Source organism: Mobilicoccus sp. (assembly GCF_032060985.1).
Taxonomy (GTDB): domain Bacteria; phylum Actinomycetota; class Actinomycetes; order Actinomycetales; family Dermatophilaceae; genus Mobilicoccus.
Window position 1 is genome coordinate 1 of sequence record NZ_DAMBGD010000014.1, and the last position, 16,011, is coordinate 16,011.

Genomic DNA, 16,011 nt, shown 5'->3' on the forward strand with positions numbered 1-16,011 from the left:
AGGACCGCGGGGGCTACGGGCGACGGGATGACCGCGACCGGGGTCAGGACCGCGGCGGTTACGGGCGACGGGACGACCGCGACCGGGACCGGGGCGGCTACCGTGCGCGCGACGATCGGACGGGGGATGGCAGGCGTGAGGGGCGCGGCGAACGGGGCCGTGACGACCGGGCCACCTACTCACGAGGTGACGACCGTCGGGGTGCTCCCTGGCGGGCCGACGACCGCAGCCGTGAGGGACGTGGGCGTGACGCCGGCCGGGACGACCGTGGTGGACGTTCCGGAGGCCCGAGCCGTGGGTTCGGCGAGCGTCGGCGGGACGACGACCGTGACCGCCGGGCCTTCTCGCCACGCGACGACCGCGGCCGCCCTCGCGAGGACCGGGACGTGCCGGGAGCGCGGGGGGAAGGCACCGCTGCCTCTGGTCGGTGGCGGGACGATCGTGGCGGGCGCCCCCGTCGTGACGACAGGGGCTCGTGGGGCCGGGATGATCGACGCGACGGTGATGAGCGACGTCGTGGAGCGGGCGGCGGTCGAGGGCGAGACGACCGCCGGGATGATCGACGGGACGATCGCGGGGGCGTCCGGTCCGATGACCGTTGGGGATCCCGGCGAGACTCCGGACGTGACGGACGCCGGGACGACGGCCGCGGGCATGGCGACCGCCCACGGGGTGACCGTGACGAGCGCGAGGGACGGGGTCCCGGTCCGCGCCGGATCGACCGCCGCGACGTCGCGCCGCGCGTCGAGCTGGAGATCCCCGAGGACGTGACCGGTCTCGAGATCGACAGGGCCGTCAAGGCCGAGCTCCGCACATTGAGCAAGGAGAACGCCCAGGGCGTCGGCCAGCACCTCATCATGGTGGCGCGGCTCCTCGACGAGGACATCGAGCTCGCCCGGGCACACGCGGATGCAGCGGTGCGACGGGCCGGGCGGGTGCCCTCGGTCCGCGAGGCCCGCGGGATGGTCGCCTACCACGAGGGCGACTGGCACCTGGCGCTGCAGGAGTTCCGCACCGCCCGGCGGCTGTCGGGCTCACAGCACCTGCTGCCGTTCATGATCGACTGCGAACGGGCCCTGGGCCGCACCGAGAAGGCCCTCGAACTCGCGACATCGCCGGAGGTGGACACCCTGCCCGCCGCCGAGCGCATCGAGGTGGCGATCGTCACCTCCGGAATCCGCCGGGATCTCGGCCAGTCCGAGGAGGCGCTGCGGGAACTCGAGGGACGTCACCTCGTCCCGGGCCGCCCCGAGCCGTGGGCGCCCCGGCTGTACTACGCGTACGCCGACGCGCTGCTCGAGCTCGGCCGCACCGATGACGCCCGTCAGTGGTTCCAGGCCGCCGCCGAGGTGGACGCCGACCTCCAGACGGACGCCTGGGAGCGTCTCGACGAGCTCGACGGCACGGTCCTGCTCGACCTCATGGACGACGCCGAGGAAGACGACGACGTCGACGACATCGACGACGTCGATGCCGAGCCCCTCGGCGGCGAGGACACCGAGGGCGAGCCGGACGGCCGAGGCGGGGACCCCGTGGACCCGGACCCGGAGAGCGACGCCGACAGGAGCAGGCCCGTGGCCGGATCCGACGCCGTGGCGCAGGAGCCCGGTGCGACGGGCCACGATGCGGGAACCGGGCACGAGGTCTCCGGCCCCGCCGGTGGGGACGCCGACGCCACGGCACGCCCCGCCCGCGGCGACGTCACCGCCGGCGACCCCGTCGAGGCCGACGACGATGACGCCGCCGCCGAGACGCGGCACGGGACCCCCGCTGTCGAGGCCGGGGACACCGACCTCGACGCGGAGGAGGGCGGAAGCGGCGTGCACGTCGAGAGCACGACGGCCCTCGAGAGCACCGAGGGGGGCGGGTCGCCCGAGGGCCGTGGCCTCGGGACCGCCGGGACCGACGACCGATGAGCCTCCTCGTCGAGCGGTACCGAGGCCTCGTGTGCGATCTCGACGGCGTCGTCTACAGCGGGCCGAAGGCGATCCCGCACGCGGTGGCGTCGCTCAACGCGGCCCGGACGGCGGAGCGGGGGGTCGTGTTCGCGACGAACAACGCCTCCCGCACCCCGCAGGAGGTGCACCGACACCTCGCCGAGCTCGGCGTCGACCTCCGGGAGGAGGACGTCGTCACGAGCGCCATGGCCGGCGCACAACGCCTCGCGACCGACCTGCCCGGCGGTTCGCCCGTGCTCGCGGTCGGTGGCGAGGGCGTCGCCGTGGCGCTCCGGCGGGCCGGACTCCGGGTCGTCCGCCCGACGGACGCCGCGGAGGGGAACGGCCCCACCCCCGTCGCCGTGCTCCAGGGGTACGGGCCGCAGGTGGCGTGGACCGATCTGGCCGAGGCGGCGTACACGATCGCCGCCGGAGCCCGGTGGGTCGCGACGAACACCGACCTCACGATCCCCACCGGCCGTGGGATCGCACCCGGGAACGGCACGCTCGTGGGCGCCGTCCGTCACGCCGTCGGGGTCGACCCCGAGGTGGTCGGCAAGCCGCATCCGCCGTTGTACCTGCTGTGTGCCGAGCTCCTCGGCTGCGACGCGGCGGAGACCCTCGCGGTCGGTGATCGTCTCGACACCGACATCGAAGGCGCGACCGCGACGGGCATGGACAGCCTGTTCGTCCTCACCGGTGTCGACTCCGCGCGCACCGTGACCCTCGCCCCGCCGGAGTCCCGGCCGACGTTTCTCGCGGAGGACCTGCGGGGCCTGCACGAGGACTACGTCACTCCCGAGGCCGTCTTCGACGACGAGGCCGGGGAGGTCACCGTGACGTGCGGGACCGCCCGCGTGCGCCTCGGAGCCGGCATCGAGCTCGGGGATCGGGGCACCGCCTCCGAACGGCTCCGGGCCCTCGTCGCGGCCGGCCACGCCTGCCTCGACGCCGGTCGCGACCTGCCCTCCTGGCCCGACGTCGACACCTGGATCACCGACGGAGAACGATGAGCACTCCGACACCGCCCAGTCCTCCCACGCCCGGCTCCGCCGGAGGTACGGCCCCCCGCCCGGGACCCCCTCCGGGTCAGCCCCCGAGGGGACCCGCGACACCCGCGGGCTCCTCCTCCGCCCCGTCCGGCACACCGTCGATGCCCACGGCCTCGCCACCCACCACCACACCCCCCGCGTCTCCCGTTCCGACGCCCCCGGGCACGCCGGACGGCCGTGAGCTGCAGGAGGCCGTGGCGCGGTTGCAGCGTCTCGACCCCGCCGACCTCGACGCGGTCATCGCCGCCGCCGAGGACACCCACCAGCACCTGCGCAACCGACTCGGCCATGCGGGGGGACGGTGAGTACCCGGCTGGACGTCCACCTCGTCGAGGCGGGCCTCGCGAGGTCTCGTGGTCAGGCCCGTGACCTCGTCGCGGGTGGGTCGGTCACCGTCGACGGGCGGGTGGCGCGCCGGCCGGCCGCCCCCGTCTCCGAGACGAGCGTCGTCGAGGTCGCGTCGCCGGACGCCGGCCGCTGGGTGGGACGCGCTGCGCTCAAGCTGGTGGGTGCGCTCGAGGCGTTCCCCGAGGTCGCCGCGAGGATCCCCGGTGCCCGATGCATCGACGTCGGGGCCTCCACCGGCGGGTTCACCCAGGTCCTCCTCGCGTACGGCGCCGCGCATGTCGTCGCGGTCGACGTCGGCCACGATCAACTCGCCGAGGAACTGCGTTCGGACCCGCGCGTCGAGGACCGCTCCGGGGTCAACATCCGAGAGGTGACGACGCAGGACCTGCCGCCGTGCGACGTCCTCGTGGCGGACCTCAGCTTCATCTCGCTGCGCCTCGTCGCCGAGGTGCTCCGCTCGCTCCTCGTGGAGGACGGGAACGCCGTGCTCCTCGTCAAACCGCAGTTCGAGGTCGGGCGGCACCGACTCGGCAAGGCCGGCGTGGTGCGTTCAGCCGCCGACCGGCGCGAGGCCGTCGTTGCGGTGAGCGAGACGCTCCGCGGCGCCGGTCTGGTGCCGTCGGGCCTGGTCGCGAGCCCCACACCGGGCACGACCGGCAACCGCGAGTACCTGCTGTGGGTGGGCGGTCCGCCCCTCCGCCCCGAGGAGATCCTCACCCGCGCAGACGAACTCATCGACGAGGAGCTCTAGGTGACCAGGCGAGTCCTCCTGTACGCCCGTCCCGGCCGCCCGGGTCGGCCCGACCTCCTGCGGATCATCGGCCTCGTCGCCGACCGCCTGCGCGAGGTCGGGATCCAGCCCGTGCTCATGGCCACCGATCCCACCCTCGCGGCGTGGCACCCCGGCCTCGACGCCCGCCCCGACGAGCCCGACGAGCCCGACGAGGCCGTCCTGTCGGAGCTGCGGGGGCGCGTCGCCCTCGCCGACCCCGACAACCCGGCGGACGGGTGCGAACTCGTCTGCGCCCTCGGCGGGGACGGCACGATCCTGCGCGCCGCCGAGGCCGCCCGCGCCGCCGACATCCCCCTCCTCGGGGTGAACTTCGGCCATGTCGGGTTCCTCGCCGAGGCCGAACAGGAGGACCTGTCGGTCACCGTCGAGCGCATCGCCGACCGTGACTACCGCGTCGAGGAGCGGATGACCCTCGATGTCGCCGCGTACGAGGGCAGCGAATGCCTCGCGCGCAGTTGGGCACTCAACGAGGTCACGGTCGAGAAGGCCGAACGGGAACGGATGCTCGAGCTCACCCTCGAGGTCGACGGCCGGCCGATCTCGACGTGGGGGTGCGACGGCGTCATCGTCTCCACCCCGAGCGGGTCGACGGCCTACGCCTTCTCCGCTGGCGGGCCGATCGTCTGGCCCGGTGTGCAGGCGATGCTCCTCGTGCCGATCTCCGCGCACGCGTTGTTCGCCCGGCCGCTGGTCGTCGGTCCGCAGACGACGGTGGGCGTCGAGCTCGTCCCCGCGAACATGGGCCGCGGGGTCATGTGGTGCGACGGCGCCCGGCCGCTCGAGCTGCCCGAGGGGGCACGCGTCGAGGTCTCCCGCGGAACCCGCCCCGTGCGCCTCGCGCGGCTCGGCGACGAGCCGTTCGCCGACCGTCTCGTGCACAAGTTCCACCTCCCGGTCGACGGGTGGCGCGGGGGCCGTCGCCGGCCGCCGGCCTCGCGCGGCTGACCCACCCGATCACGGGTCGGCGTGGCCCGGAGCGTGGCAGGCTGGGGCGGTGAGCACTGAGTCCGCCGCGCGCCTCCGCCGCATCCCCACCCTCACCGGCACCGCGCCGGACATCGACCTCGACGCGCTGCCGGACCGCCCCGAGGACCTCGCGCACGCGTGGATCGAGGACGCGGTCGCGGCCGAGGTGATCGAGCCCATCGCCGTGACCCTCGCGACCGTCGATGCCGACGGCGTTCCTGATGCGCGCACGCTGCTCCTCAAGGACCTCGACGAGCGGGGATGGGCGTTCTCCGGCACGGGGTCGTCCCGAAAGGCCGATCAGCTCGCCGACCGCCCGGCCGCCGCGATGAACCTCTACTGGACGCCGCAGGCCCGGGCGATCCGCGTCCGCGGACCGGTCGAGGAGGCGACCCGGGAGGAGACCGAGGCCGATCTCGCGGGGCGCAGCCCGGCGGCCCGCGCGCTCGTCGCCCCGGGGGACTGGCGGGTGTGGCGCCTGCGGCCCGACCGGGTCGAATTCTGGCAGGGCTCACCCGACCGCAACCACCTGCGCATCGTCTACACGCGTGCGGCGCTCGATCAGGACTCGCCGACCGGCTGGTCGGTGGAGGTCTCGCGAGCCGCCGGCTGAGAGGGCGCCCACGGGTCGTCGGTGACGGCTCGTAGGCTGCGGCCATGCTCACTCGACTGCGTCTGCGACGTCTCGGCGTCATCGACGACGCTGTGCTCGACCTCACCCCCGGCCTCAACGTCCTCACCGGGGAGACCGGCGCGGGCAAGACGATGGTCGTCTCCGGGCTGGGGTTGCTGCTCGGGTCTCGCGCGGACGCCACGCTCGTGCGCTCCGGCGCCAAGGACGCCGTCGTCGAGGGAGTGCTCGACCTTCCCGCCGCGCACCCGGCACTCCTGCGCGCGGCGGACGCGGGGGCCGAGGACGAGGACGGAGAACTCGTGCTCGTGCGCACGGTGGCCGCACAAGGACGCTCACGCGCCCACGTCGGCGGGCGCACGGCCCCCGTCGGGGTCCTCGGTGAACTGGGCGAGATGCTCGTCGTCGTCCACGGCCAGGCCGACCAGTGGCGGTTGCGCAGCCCCGAGGAGCACCGGGTCATGCTCGACGAGTCCGACCCGGCGATCGCCCCCCTCGTCCGCGCCTACCGCGAGGCCTACACGCGCTACACCGACGCCCGCGCCGAGCTGGCGCACCTGCGCGAGCTCGACGAACGTCGCACGAGCGAGGCCGACGCCCTCCGTGCCGGTCTCGCCGACCTCGAACGACTCGACCCGCAACCGGGGGAGGACCTCGCACTCGCGGCCGAGTCCGAGCGTCTCTCCCATGTCGACGGGCTGCGCACGGCCGCCGGCGTCGCCCAGAGCGCCCTCGTCGGCGACGACACCTCCGCCGAGCTCGCGGCCTCGGTCGCCGACCTGCTCGCCCAGGCCCGCGCGGCGCTCACCGGCGCCGGTGCGCACGACGAGGAGCTCGCCGCCATCGAGGAGCGGCTCGCCGAGGTCGCGACCCTCACCTCCGAGTGCGCGAGCGACCTGTCCGCCTACCTCGCCGGGCTCGAGGTCGACCCCGGGCGACTCGCGGAGGTCGAGAACCGTCGTGCCGACCTCGGGCGACTGACCCGCGCCTACGGGGACTCCGTCGACGCGGCCCTCGCCTGGGGGCAACGGGCCGCGGCGCGCCTCGACGACCTCGAGGGCGCCCACGAACGCGCGGCCGGCCTCGAGGGCGAGGTCGAGGAGATGCTCGCCACACTTCGGCAGTCCGCCGACATGCTCACCCGGGCGCGGACGGCCGCGGCGACCCGGCTCGCCGAGGCCGTCACCGGAGAACTGGCCCACCTCGCCATGGGCAAGGCCGTCGTCGAGTGCCTCGTCGAACCCCGCAGGAGCGGGCCCATCCCCGGTGACGACACCCACCCGCCGCTCGGCACGACCGGGGCCGACGACGTCGACATCCGCATGGCCTCCGGGCCGGGGCTGCCGACCCGCACCGTGGCCAAGGCCGCCTCCGGGGGTGAGCTCTCCCGGGTCATGCTCGCGCTCGAGGTGGTCATCGCCGGGGCGGGCGGATCCGCCGTGCCCACCTATGTCTTCGACGAGGTCGACGCCGGCATCGGCGGACGCGCGGCCCTCGCGGTCGGCAGCCGACTCGCCGCCCTCGCCGAGCACGCCCAGGTCATCGTCGTCACCCACCTCGCCCAGGTCGCCGCCCACGCCGATCACCACCTCGTCGTCCGCAAGACCGACGACGGGCACGTCACCGAGAGCGACGTCGTCGCCGTCACGGGGGAGGAACGCGAACGCGAGATCGCGCGCATGATGGCCGGCGTCGACGACACCGAGGCGGCGCTCGGCCACGCCCGCGAGCTCCTGGTCACGGCACGCCGCGGCACGCGGTAGCATCGAAGCCCGTGGTGGATACCAAGCACATCTTCGTGACCGGAGGCGTCGCCTCCTCGCTCGGCAAGGGCCTCACGGCCTCCAGCCTCGGACTCCTTCTGCGCGCACGCGGCCTGCGCGTGACGATGCAGAAGCTCGATCCCTATCTCAACGTCGATCCCGGCACGATGAACCCGTTCCAGCACGGGGAGGTCTTCGTCACCGACGACGGCGCCGAGACCGACCTCGACATCGGCCATTACGAGCGCTTCCTCGACGTCCCGCTCTCGGCGCAGGCGAACGTCACGACCGGGCAGATCTACAGCCGGGTCATCGCCAAGGAACGCCGCGGTGAGTACCTCGGCGACACCGTCCAGGTCATCCCGCACATCACCAACGAGATCAAGGAACGGATGCGCGAGCAGGCCGGCGGTGAGGGCGGCGTCGGTGCCGCGCCGGACATCATCATCACCGAGATCGGTGGCACGGTCGGCGACATCGAATCGCTGCCCTTCCTCGAGGCGGCCCGCCAGGTGCGCCACGACCTCGGCCGCGACAACGTCTTCTTCCTCCACGTCTCGCTCGTGCCCTACCTCGCCCCCAGCGGTGAGCTCAAGACCAAGCCGACGCAGCACTCCGTGGCGGCGCTGCGACAGGTCGGTATCCAGCCCGACGCGATCGTGCTGCGCGCCGACCGTGAGATCCCGGCGGCGCTCAAGCGCAAGATCGCGCTCGCCTGCGACGTCGACACCGACGGCACGATCGCCTGCGTCGATGCGCCGAGCATCTACGACATCCCCAAGGTCATCCACGGCGAGGGACTCGACGCCTACGTCGTCCGGCGCCTCGGCCTCTCGTTCCGCGACGTCGACTGGAGCGGCTGGGACAAGCTGCTCGAGCGGGTCCACGCGCCCGCGCACGAGGTCGAGATCGCGCTCGTCGGCAAGTACGTCGACCTGCCCGACGCCTACCTGTCCGTCACCGAGGCGCTGCGGGCAGGCGGCTTCTCGCAGGACGCCCGGGTGCGGATCCGCTGGGTCGCCTCCGACGAGTGCCGGACCCCCGAGGGGGCGCAGAAGGCCCTCGGCGGCGTCGACGGGGTGCTCGTGCCCGGCGGGTTCGGTGTGCGCGGCATCGAGGGCAAGCTCGGCGCGCTCACGTGGGCCCGTACGAACCTCGTTCCCACGCTGGGAATCTGCCTCGGACTGCAGTGCATGGTCATCGAGTACGCGCGCGAGGTGGCGGGCATCGACGGGGCGTCGTCCTCGGAGTTCGATCCCGACACCCCGGCCGCCGTCATCGCGACGATGGCCGAGCAGAAGTCGTTCGTCGACGGCGCCGGCGACCTCGGCGGCACGATGCGCCTCGGGGCCTACCCGGCGACGCTCGCCGAGGACTCCGTCGTCGCGGCCGCGTACGGCGCGACCGAGGTCAGCGAACGGCACCGCCATCGCTACGAGGTCAACAACGACTACCGCGACCGCCTCGCCGAGGCCGGGCTGCGGTTCAGCGGCACCTCGCCCGACGGTCGCCTCGTCGAGTTCGTCGAGCTGCCGGCCGACGTGCACCCCTACTACGTCTCCACCCAGGCCCACCCGGAGTTCCGCTCCCGGCCCCACCGTGCGCACCCGCTGTTCGCGGGGCTCGTCGCAGCCTCGCTCGAGCGTCGCTCGGGCGAGGGATCGACCGCGGAGGCGAGCGCGTGAGTCTGGAGGCACCCGTCGTCCGCGGGGTCGAGCTCGCCGACGACCGGACCCCGCGCCCGGTCACGGCGAGCGAGACCGTGTACGAGGGCCTGATCTGGGATGTCCGCCGCGACACCGTCGACCTCGGCTCGGGGACGGTGCGCCGCGACTTCGTCGAGCACACCGGCGCCGTCGCCATCGTGGCCGTCCGCGACACGCCGGGCGTGGAGGGGGCGTCGCAGGTCGCGCTCATCCGGCAGTACCGCCACCCCATCGGCGCGACGGAGTGGGAGATCCCCGCAGGTCTGCTCGACAAGGAGGGGGAGCCCCCGCTCGCCGCTGCGCAGCGGGAGCTCGCCGAGGAGGTCGATCTCACCGCCCGCACGTGGAACGTGCTCGCCGACTTCCACCCCTCACCGGGGGCGATGTCGGAGGCCATCCGCGTGTACCTCGCCCGCGACCTCGCGGAGGTCGCGGAGGCCGACCGGCACACCCGCGAGGCCGAGGAGGCCGAGATGACCGCGGCCTGGGTCGACCTCGACGAGGCCTTCGCCGCCGTCCTCGCCGGGCGGATCGGCAACGCGACCGCGGTGATCGGGATCCTGGCCGCCCGCGGCGCCAAGGAGGCGGGCTGGGTCACGCTCCGCGACCCGGATGCCCCCTGGCCCGCGCACCCGGCCCACCGCTGACCCGCCTCCGGGCCCCGACCCGACGTCGCAGCCGAGGAAGCGGTCACGGGGTCGTGATCGCGACCACGACGCCACATCCTTGTCTGCGATCGTGAAACCCGGGCTCCTCAGTGGGCCCGGACGACCGCACCGATGCGCTCGACGATGTCGGTGAGGATGGGCAGGGGGGTGGCGAAGTTGAGGCGGACGAAGCCCTCGCCGCCCTGGCCGAGTGCGGTGCCGGGGGTGAGGAAGACGCCGGCCTCCTCGCGCAGGACCGCGGCGGGGTCGGCGCCGAGTCGGGGCAGGTGGAGCAGGGTGAGGTAGGTGCCCTCCGGGGCGGTGTAGCCCGCTTCGGGGAGGTGCTCGGCCGTGAGGTCGGTGAGGGCGGTGCGATTGCGGTCGAGGTAGCCGAGGACCTGCTCCAGCCACGGCTCGCCCTCGTCGTAGGCCGCGATCGCGGCGGTGTAGCCGAGGCGGGAGGCGCCCTCCTCCACGGCCCAGCACCGCTGCGCCCAGCGCTGCCGGTGCTCGGGGTTGGTGAGCACGGCCTGCGCGCACTTGAGACCGGGCAGGTTGAACCCCTTGGAGGCCGACGTCGCGGTGATCGAGTGGGCGGCGGTGCGGGCGTCGAGCGTCGCGTAGGGCGTGTGCCGGTGTTCCCGGTACACGACGGGCGCGTGGATCTCGTCGGAGAACACGAGCGCCCCCGCGGCGTCGACGACGTCGGCGACCTCGAGCATCTCCCCGGCGGTGAGGACCTGGCCGAGGGGGTTGACGGGGTTGCAGAGGATGAGCACCTTCCCCCCCGCCTCGAAAGCGGCGGCGAGGCCCTCGAGGTCGAAGGTCCACCGCGGGTGGGGGCCACCGTCGTCGGTGCGCTGCATGGGCACCTGGATGATCTCGCGGTCGTGGAGGCCGGGCAGGGTGAGGAACGGCATGTAGGCGGGGGTGGGGAGGACGACCTTGTCGCCGGGGGAGGTGAAGTGGTCGAGCATCCCGCCGAGCACCGCGAGGACGTCGGGCGCCGGGCGCACCCACGCGGGGTCGACGTCCCACCCGTACCGACGACGTGCGAACTGGGCGTAGGCGCGGGCGAGCCCGGCCTTGTCCTCGTTCGTCGTGTACCCGAACTGGCCGGACGCGACGTGCGCGGCGAGGGCCTGTGTGATCGGCGGCGCGATGCCGAAGTCCATCTCGGCGATCCACGCCCCGAGGGTCCCGGGGTGGCGGCTCCACTTCGAGCCGCCACCGGCACGCAGCTCGTCGACGGTGATCGCGTCCAGGCGTGCGGTGAAGTCGGTGGAATCCATGACGGCATCCTGCCCCACCCGCACCGACGATCGTCCCGGGGGGCGGCACCCCGCCGAGGTCGGGCGAATTCGCTTCGGGATGATGGAGGCATGCGGTTGGAGAACATCGTCATCGACGCTGCCGAGCCCGCCGTGCTCGGAGCCTTCTGGCGCGACGCGGTCGGGGCGCAGACCCTCACGTGGACGCCGGAGCTCGTCGAGCTGCGCCTCGACGTGCCCGCAGGGCCCGAGATCGACCTGTGCCTCCCACGTGTCACCGGCATCGACAACTCGGCTCCCCGGGCCCACCTCGACCTCACCGGCGGCGCCGACAAGGAGGCCGTGGTCGAGCGGCTGTGCGGCCTCGGTGCGCGCCCCGTCGACATCGGGCAGGGCCGGGTGCCGTGGACGGTGCTCGCCGACCCGGAGGGAAATCCGTTCTGCGTGCTCGAGTTCCGCCCCGAGTACGCCGACGCCGGGCCGCTCGCCGGGGTGCCCATGGACTCCGCCGACCCCGACCGTGACGCGCGCTTCTGGGGCGCCCTGACCGGCTGGGAGGGGTGCGACGGGGCCGTCCCCTCACTGCGCCACCCGAGCGGACGAGGGCCGCGGTTGGAGTTCTGCCCCGAGCTCGAACCCAAGACGAGGAAGAACCACCTCCACCTCGACGTCCGCACGCCCGAGGGCATGACCCTCGGGGAGGCGACCTCCCTCGCCCTCACCCTCGGCGCCTGGGAGGTCGACCACGAGTGGGACGTGCCGTGGACGATCCTCGAGGACCCCTCGGGCAACGAGTTCTGCATCCTCCCGCCCTCGGCGTCCTGAGGACACCGGCGCGCGGCGATGCGGTCGAGGCGCCCGGCGTCGACTCCGTACGATGGTGGGGCGCCGCGCGTGTGCGGCGTGACCCCACCGGCCTCCCGCACCGTCTATGCGGGGGCGAGAAAGGAATACCTCGTGCTGCGTACCCACACCGCCGGAACCCTCCGGGCGACCGACACCGGAACGACCGTCACCCTCACCGGTTGGGTGGCGAGGCGGCGTGATCACGGAGGCGTGGCGTTCATCGACCTGCGGGACTCCTCCGGCACGGTCCAGGTCGTCGCCCGCGACGAGGTCCTCACGGGTTCGGCCCACGACCTGCGCAACGAGTACTGCGTCAAGGTGACCGGCGAGGTCGCGCCCCGCGACCCCAAGGACGTCAACCCGAATCTGCCCACCGGTGAGATCGACGTCGTCGCGGCCGAGATCGAGGTGCTCTCCGAGGCCGCGCCGCTGCCGTTCCAGATCGACGAGCGGGTCACCGTCGGCGAGGAGGCGCGCCTCAAGCACCGCTACCTCGACCTGCGCCGACCGGGTGCGCACAACGCGGGCCACGCGGTCCGCCTGCGGTCGAAGGTGAGCTCGGCCGCGCGCCGCGTGCTCGAGGCCCGCGACTTCGTCGAGATCGAGACTCCGACCCTCACCCGTTCCACCCCCGAGGGTGCTCGTGACTTCCTCGTGCCGGCGCGCCTCTCGCCGGGCTCGTGGTACGCCCTGCCGCAGAGCCCGCAGCTGTTCAAGCAGCTGCTCATGGTCGCGGGCATGGAGCGGTACTACCAGATCGCGCGCTGTTACCGCGACGAGGACTTCCGTGCCGACCGCCAGCCGGAGTTCACCCAGCTCGACATCGAGATGAGCTTCGTCACCCAGGACGACGTCATGGAGCTCGGTGAGGCCGTGATCCGCGAGATCTGGTCGCTCATCGACGTCGATCTGCCGACGCCGTTCCCGCGGATGACCTACGCGGAGGCGATGCGGCGTTACGGCTCCGACAAGCCCGACCTCCGGTTCGAGGTCGAGCTCGTCGAGTGCACGGAGCTGTTCGCGGACACGAGCTTCCGGGTGTTCCAGGCTCCCTACGTCGGCGCGGTCGTCATGCCCGGCGGTGGCAGCCAGCCGCGTCGGCAGTTCGACGCGTGGCAGGAGTGGGCCAAGCAGCGCGGCGCCAAGGGCCTCGCGTACATCACGGTGGGCGAGGACGGCACGCTCGCCGGACCGGTGGCCAAGAACCTCTCCGAGGCCGAACTCGCGGCGCTGCCCGGGCACACCGGCGCCAAGCCCGGCGACTGCATCTTCTTCGCCGCCGACACCCCCAAGGCGGGTCGCGCCCTCCTCGGTGCGGCGCGACAGGAGATCGCCCGTCGGTGCGGCCTCATCGACGAGAACGCCTGGAGCTTCCTCTGGGTCGTCGACGCGCCCCTGTTCGAGCCCGCCGACGACGCGACGGCCGCCGGTGACGTCGCCGTCGGCTCCGGGGCCTGGACCGCGGTGCACCACGCGTTCACCTCGCCCAAGCCCGAGTTCCTCGACACCTTCGATGAGAACCCCGGCGAGGCGCTCGCCTACGCCTACGACATGGTCTGCAACGGCAACGAGATCGGGGGCGGGTCGATCCGTATCCACCGCCGCGACGTGCAGGAGCGCGTGTTCGCCGTCATGGGTCTCACCCAGGAGGAGGCGCAGGGCAAGTTCGGGTTCCTCCTCGACGCGTTCAAGTTCGGCGCCCCGCCGCACGGCGGTATCGCGTTCGGCTGGGACCGCATCGTCATGCTGCTCGGTGGCTACGAGTCGATCCGCGACGTCATCGCGTTCCCCAAGTCCGGCGGCGGTTACGACCCGCTCACCGACGCGCCGGCGCCGATCACCCTGCAGCAGCGTCGTGAGGCCGGCATCGACGCCAAGCCCAAGAAGCGTGACGCCGACGGCGAGGGCGGCAAGAGCGGCGGCGCGCAGGGCGCGGGAGCGACGGAGGCCGCCGCCCAGGACACCTCCGCCGTGGCACCCACGCAGAGCTGACCCTCGCGGTCTCCGGCGAGGGGGTCTCGACGCGCGGCGCGACGGCGCCGGGGAATCTGCTTCCCCGGCGCCGTCGTCCGTGCCGGATGCGCCGGGTGCCGCATACCCCTGGTGGCGGTGGTCGGGTGGAGGCACACGGTCGGGAACCTGCACGGGTGGCGCGGGAGGTCTCTGTGCGGTTGGCTGTGCCCATGCGCCTCAACGACATCGTCCGCCGTGGTCGGCAGTTCATCGAGAGTGACCAGGGCCGTGCCATCGGCCGCAAGGTCGCCGACGGGGCCTCCGGCGTGGCCCGCAAGGTCGCCCCCTCCCAGGCCTCCACCATCGACAAGGCCCAGCGGGCCGCCCACGACTACCTCGACCGGCCCGGTGCGAGTGGTGGACCGCGCGCCGGCAGCGGCCGTGGTGACACCCAGGGCGTCGGTGACGAGCACGGCACCCCGGGCCGCCCCGGGAGCACCGACGACGGCAGACCCGGTCCGGCCGGCACTCCCTGATCGGTCCCCTCCGAGTGGCTCGCCCCGCTCCCCGGTTGACGGGGCCCGCGCGTCAGGGGGAGTTCGGCCAGGCTCGCTCACACCTGAGCGTCCACCGCCGGTGTTCGTGGGCTCACTCGGCACGGCCCGGCGCCCTCGATGCCGGATCCCGCCGCGTGCGGCGCCGAGCTGACCTGGATGGAGTCGCCGAGGCGGGCGACTCGACGCCCGTCCGCGGCCGTGATCGTCACGAGGCCGTCCTCGAGGACCGCGGTCGTCCCCGCCGGCCAGAGCACGACGTGACGTCCCGCCTCGGTCGACGCGACGACGCACCCGTTCTCCAGGGCCAGCCTGCCGGGGACGGCCGGGTCGGGCGCGCCGGGCGCGCCGTCCGGTCGGGCGGGCAGGGGGGCGGGCGAGGCGAAGCGCTCCCGGTAGGGCGTCATGTCGACGACCGGTGGCAGGGCCTGGAGCTCGGCATGGTCGGTGCCGGCCTCGATCCCCGGTCCGGCGAGGAGAGGCCAGGCCACCGTGCTGCTCCCGACGAAAGCGACGAGGAGCAGCACCGCGACGAGTGACCGCGGCCCACGGGTGCGCTCGTCGAGGCGACCCGCCTGGTCGGGCTCGATCCGTGTCATGGGTGACCTCCTTGTCGGGCCGGCGAGGGACGCCGGGTCGATGCCTGGTAGACGTGCGGTGGGGCGTTCGGGTTCCCTCGACCGCCGTCGCCGCGGGGGGCCGGGGGCCAGGCCGTTCGCGCTCCCGGGGGCGCCACCCGGCCCGTCGGGGGAGACCCTTCCCGTCGGCAGGTACGGTGCGGGGGACCGCCGCGAGGCCCCTCACGGGCCCGGTACCGCGGCACGAGAGGGAGACCCATGACCGCTCCGCACCCCGTCCACACCGTGCTCCTCGACGCCGACGGCGTCCTGCAGTGGCCGGAACCCGGGTGGCTCGAGGTGTGGCGCCCCCACGCCGGGGACGACCTCCGCGGGTTTCTCGCCGGGTTGTTCGAGGCGGAGAAGCCGGCGTTGCGGGGCGAGGCCCCGCTGCACGCGTGCATCGCCGCCTTCCTGCGCGCGTGGTGGGGCCGTGAGCCCACCGACGCCGAGGTCGAGGACGTCGCGTCGGCGTGGTCGATGATCGAGGTCTTCGACGAGGCGTTCGCGCTCGTCGACGACGTCCGCGCCCTCGGGGTGCACTGCCACCTCGCCACCAACCAGCAGGTCTACCGTCGCGACATCATGCTGGGGCTCGGCTACCCCGAGCACTTCGACCGGCTCTTCTTCAGCTGCGATCTCGGCGTCGCCAAACCGGACCCGGCGTACTTCGAGGCGATCCTGGGAAGGCTGGGTCACGGGTCGGAGGGGGTCGTGTTCGTCGACGACCGCCCCGACAACGTCGAGGCGGCGCGCTCGGTGGGTCTGACGGCGTACGTCCACGACACTCACACGAGCGCCGACCAGGGACTCTCCGACCTCCGCGAGATTCTGCACCGAGCCGGGGTCACGGGCCTGTCAGCCGTGCGGCGACCGGACCCCGGGGACGCACGCGCCGAAGGGTGAGGCGGTGACCGGGGGCGTCGT

General features: G+C 73.6%; 15 protein-coding genes. 12 read left to right on the plus strand and 3 right to left on the minus strand.

Features of this window, described 5'->3' with window-relative positions; all coding sequences use genetic code 11:
* Positions 1-179: 179 nt before the first annotated feature.
* Positions 180-851, minus strand: a complete 672-nt coding sequence (locus tag RT054_RS11295) for a hypothetical protein (protein WP_313023655.1) — start codon at positions 849-851, stop codon at positions 180-182.
* Here RT054_RS11295 and RT054_RS11300 point away from each other — a divergent pair.
* The 8 genes from RT054_RS11300 (at position 816) to RT054_RS11335 (ending at position 9,843) form a co-directional block, all read left to right on the plus strand.
* The gene (locus RT054_RS11300; protein ID WP_313023656.1) at positions 816-1,916 is read left to right on the plus strand and encodes a tetratricopeptide repeat protein; all 1,101 of its coding nucleotides are present in this window, start codon (positions 816-818) and stop codon (positions 1,914-1,916) included. The two genes, RT054_RS11295 and RT054_RS11300, sit on opposite strands and share 36 nt — an antisense overlap.
* Complete coding sequence (locus tag RT054_RS11305; RefSeq protein WP_313023657.1) at positions 1,913-2,950, plus strand: HAD-IIA family hydrolase; 1,038 nt, start codon at positions 1,913-1,915, stop codon at positions 2,948-2,950. The genes RT054_RS11300 and RT054_RS11305 overlap by 4 nt, the downstream gene beginning before the upstream one ends.
* Before the next feature lie 340 nt (positions 2,951-3,290).
* A complete protein-coding gene (locus RT054_RS11310) occupies positions 3,291-4,088 on the plus strand; it encodes a TlyA family RNA methyltransferase (protein ID WP_313023658.1) in 798 nt (265 codons plus the stop codon).
* A complete protein-coding gene (locus RT054_RS11315) occupies positions 4,089-5,075 on the plus strand; it encodes an NAD kinase (protein ID WP_312720897.1) in 987 nt (328 codons plus the stop codon). It abuts the gene before it with no gap.
* A 49-nt stretch (positions 5,076-5,124) separates the two neighbouring features.
* Positions 5,125-5,709, plus strand: a complete 585-nt coding sequence (locus RT054_RS11320; protein ID WP_313023659.1) for a pyridoxamine 5'-phosphate oxidase family protein — start codon at positions 5,125-5,127, stop codon at positions 5,707-5,709.
* 44 nt (positions 5,710-5,753) lie between these two features.
* Complete coding sequence (recN, locus tag RT054_RS11325) at positions 5,754-7,490, plus strand: DNA repair protein RecN (protein WP_313023661.1); 1,737 nt, start codon at positions 5,754-5,756, stop codon at positions 7,488-7,490.
* A gap of 11 nt (positions 7,491-7,501) precedes the next feature.
* A complete protein-coding gene (locus RT054_RS11330) occupies positions 7,502-9,175 on the plus strand; it encodes a CTP synthase (RefSeq protein WP_312720902.1) in 1,674 nt (557 codons plus the stop codon).
* Entirely contained in the window at positions 9,172-9,843 is a 672-nt protein-coding gene (locus tag RT054_RS11335; RefSeq protein ID WP_313023662.1) for an NUDIX hydrolase, read from the plus strand. Before RT054_RS11330 ends, RT054_RS11335 begins: the two co-directional genes overlap by 4 nt.
* A 107-nt stretch (positions 9,844-9,950) precedes the next feature.
* Here RT054_RS11335 and RT054_RS11340 read toward each other — a convergent pair whose 3' ends face one another.
* Entirely contained in the window at positions 9,951-11,135 is a 1,185-nt protein-coding gene (locus tag RT054_RS11340) for an aminotransferase class I/II-fold pyridoxal phosphate-dependent enzyme (protein ID WP_312720904.1), read from the minus strand.
* A 90-nt stretch (positions 11,136-11,225) separates the two neighbouring features.
* Here RT054_RS11340 and RT054_RS11345 point away from each other — a divergent pair, with 90 nt between their 5' ends.
* From RT054_RS11345 to RT054_RS11355, 3 genes are all read left to right on the plus strand, one after another.
* Positions 11,226-11,939: a VOC family protein gene (locus tag RT054_RS11345; protein ID WP_312720905.1), complete on the plus strand. Its 714-nt coding sequence runs from the start codon at positions 11,226-11,228 to the stop codon at positions 11,937-11,939.
* Between the two features lie 132 nt (positions 11,940-12,071).
* The gene (gene aspS / locus RT054_RS11350) at positions 12,072-13,952 is read left to right on the plus strand and encodes an aspartate--tRNA ligase (RefSeq protein ID WP_312720906.1); all 1,881 of its coding nucleotides are present in this window, start codon (positions 12,072-12,074) and stop codon (positions 13,950-13,952) included.
* A gap of 191 nt (positions 13,953-14,143) precedes the next feature.
* Entirely contained in the window at positions 14,144-14,449 is a 306-nt protein-coding gene (locus tag RT054_RS11355) for a hypothetical protein (RefSeq protein WP_312720907.1), read from the plus strand.
* 77 nt (positions 14,450-14,526) lie between these two features.
* Here RT054_RS11355 and RT054_RS11360 read toward each other — a convergent pair whose 3' ends face one another.
* The gene (locus tag RT054_RS11360) at positions 14,527-15,066 is read right to left on the minus strand and encodes a hypothetical protein (protein WP_312720908.1); all 540 of its coding nucleotides are present in this window, start codon (positions 15,064-15,066) and stop codon (positions 14,527-14,529) included.
* A 237-nt stretch (positions 15,067-15,303) separates the two neighbouring features.
* Here RT054_RS11360 and RT054_RS11365 point away from each other — a divergent pair, with 237 nt between their 5' ends.
* Positions 15,304-15,990: an HAD-IA family hydrolase gene (locus RT054_RS11365; RefSeq protein WP_312720909.1), complete on the plus strand. Its 687-nt coding sequence runs from the start codon at positions 15,304-15,306 to the stop codon at positions 15,988-15,990.
* Positions 15,991-16,011 lie beyond the last annotated feature (21 nt).

Coding starts and splice junctions, on each gene's coding strand:
- RT054_RS11365 (WP_312720909.1), top strand. CDS start 15,304: ATGACCGCTCCGCACCCCGTCCACACCGTGCTCCTCGACGCCGACGGC.
- RT054_RS11355 (WP_312720907.1), top strand. CDS start 14,144: ATGCGCCTCAACGACATCGTCCGCCGTGGTCGGCAGTTCATCGAGAGT.
- RT054_RS11345 (WP_312720905.1), top strand. CDS start 11,226: ATGCGGTTGGAGAACATCGTCATCGACGCTGCCGAGCCCGCCGTGCTC.
- recN (WP_313023661.1), top strand. CDS start 5,754: ATGCTCACTCGACTGCGTCTGCGACGTCTCGGCGTCATCGACGACGCT.
- RT054_RS11305 (WP_313023657.1), top strand. CDS start 1,913: ATGAGCCTCCTCGTCGAGCGGTACCGAGGCCTCGTGTGCGATCTCGAC.
- RT054_RS11360 (WP_312720908.1), bottom strand. CDS start 15,066: ATGACACGGATCGAGCCCGACCAGGCGGGTCGCCTCGACGAGCGCACC.
- RT054_RS11340 (WP_312720904.1), bottom strand. CDS start 11,135: ATGGATTCCACCGACTTCACCGCACGCCTGGACGCGATCACCGTCGAC.